Origin of the sequence: Polaromonas sp., assembly GCF_041689105.1 — a bacterium.
Classification (GTDB): domain Bacteria; phylum Pseudomonadota; class Gammaproteobacteria; order Burkholderiales; family Burkholderiaceae_C; genus Polaromonas.
The window spans coordinates 1-1,950 of sequence record NZ_JBDNGU010000074.1 but is presented as its reverse complement, the minus strand read 5'-3'; the positions used below and the strand labels follow the sequence as shown (position 1 = coordinate 1,950).

The following is a 1,950-nucleotide window of genomic DNA, read 5'->3' as shown; positions in this document are numbered from 1 at the left end:
GCGTACCAGCGAGCGCACACCAGCATGACTTCCAACGGATAGTGCAGCCGCTTGAGCACCTTGCGTAGCTCGCCAATCATCGCCATCTGGGTCGTCTCTGTCATGCCGATATTGTCAGGCATGGCTTATTGCGACAAAACCCCTGAGGGTGCCCAGGCGCTGCGTGTGCACATGCGGAGCGAATTGGAACTCTGGGGCAAGGTGGTCCGGCAGTCTGGTATCACGGCAGACTGAGCGGTCCGGGACCATGCGTAGCCAGCCCAATATTTTGCTGATCATGGCAGACCAGTTGACTGCGGGTGCACTTCGTGCCTACGGCAACACGGTCTGCAAGACACCGCATCTAGACCAACTCTTTGCACGAGGCACCCACTTCGAACAGGTCTATTGCAACTTCCCGTTGTGTGCACCGTCGCGTGCGTCGATGCTCACCGGACGCCTTGCCAGCCGCGTGGGCGTGTATGACAACGCTTGCGAGTTCGCGGCGCAAGCGCCGACCATCCCCTACTACCTGAGCGCTCTTGGCTACAGCACCACGTTGTCGGGCAAGATGCATTTCGTGGGGCCGGATCAACTGCATGGCTACCGCGAGAGACTCACCACCGACATCTATCCATCCGACTTTGGATGGACGCCCGACTGGCAGCAGGCGATCCCCGTGGCGGCCACTGGACTGAATCTGCGCAGCGTTGTGGAGTCTGGCCAGTGCCGACGCAGCTTGCAGCTGGAGTACGATGACGAGGTGGAGTTTAAGGCTGTTCAGAAACTGCGTGAGATGGGCCGGCAACCCGCTGCCAAGCCTTTCTTCCTGACCGTTTCGCTAACCCACCCGCACAACCCATACGTCATCTCCAGCACGTATTGGGATCGTTACGAGCACGCCGACATCGACATGCCCAGAATAGCACCCCTGCCTGCGGCCGAGCTCGACCCACATAGCGGGCGGCTGCGCCAGATCTACAAGTTCGATGAGTACGATGTGACCGACGCGGACGTGCGCCGGTCACGCCACGCCTATTACGCGATGGTGAGTTACGTCGACGATCAGGTGGGCGTCCTGCTGGAGACCTTGCAGGAGATGAATCTGGCGGATGACACGGTGATCGTGTTCACTTCAGACCACGGTGACATGCTCGGTGAGCGTGGGCTCTGGTACAAGTGGATGTTCTTCGAAGGCGCAATGCGTATCCCGCTCGTGATCGCAGCTCCAGGCCAGGAGCCCGCCCGGGTGGCGCACCCGGTGTCATTGGTGGATCTCATGCCAACGCTGTTGGGCTTAGCCAGCCAGAATCGCGCACCGCTGGTCCCCGTGGCGCCGCAAGATGGCACAGATCTGCTGAGGCCTGGCCTAGCGCCCGACCGGCCAGTGTTTGCCGAGATGACCGGCGATGGCGCGTTCAGTCCCTGCCTCATGGTGCGCAAGCGGCAGTGGAAGTACATCTTCTGCGAGGATGATCCGCCGCAGCTCTATGACCTGCATGTCGACCCCGATGAGCGCTTCAACCGCAGTGGTGAGGAAACCACTGCGTCCATTGAGCGCGAGCTGTTAGATTACCTGCATGCGCAATGGGACGTTCGCGCACTCAAGGAGGCGATGGCCACGAGCGCTCGACAACGGTTGTTCATTCAAAATACGCGCCAAGCCGGCGACTTCGTTGGCTGGGACTATGAGCCGCGGCGAGACGCATCCCGGCAGTTCGTTCGCAGTGGTGGCGCGGCGTCGGCGACTACAGTCAAGGGCTTGGCCCGTTTCCCCTTTGTTTCACCTAAACCTCCCGACCATCCCGGTCAATCCTAACGAGAGCTGACATGATTCACGAACTTCGGATCTACCATTGCATGCCCGGCCGCCTGCCAGACGTGAACAATCGATTTCAGACTGTGACCCTGCCGCTTTGGAAGAAGTACGGCATCCGGCCCACGGCATTCTGGACGACCTATGTCGGCCCT

At 60.4% G+C, this 1,950-nt stretch carries 2 protein-coding genes and 1 pseudogene; 2 read left to right on the top strand and 1 reads right to left on the bottom strand.

The genetic code is table 11. From position 1 onward, the window contains the following. Window positions 1–104, bottom strand: a pseudogene (locus ACESMT_RS07070) (IS6 family transposase); the annotation flags it as partial. A gap of 143 nt (window positions 105–247) precedes the next feature. Between ACESMT_RS07070 and betC the strand changes: the two are divergent. Together betC and ACESMT_RS07060 are read left to right on the top strand one after the other, a co-directional pair. Further along, the gene (gene betC, locus ACESMT_RS07065; RefSeq protein WP_372825859.1) at window positions 248–1,798 is read left to right on the top strand and encodes a choline-sulfatase; all 1,551 of its coding nucleotides are present in this window, start codon (window positions 248–250) and stop codon (window positions 1,796–1,798) included. Window positions 1,799–1,809: 11 nt separating this feature from the next. Beyond that, on the top strand, window positions 1,810–1,950 hold a 141-nt coding region (locus ACESMT_RS07060), incomplete at its 3' end, for an NIPSNAP family protein (RefSeq protein WP_372825860.1).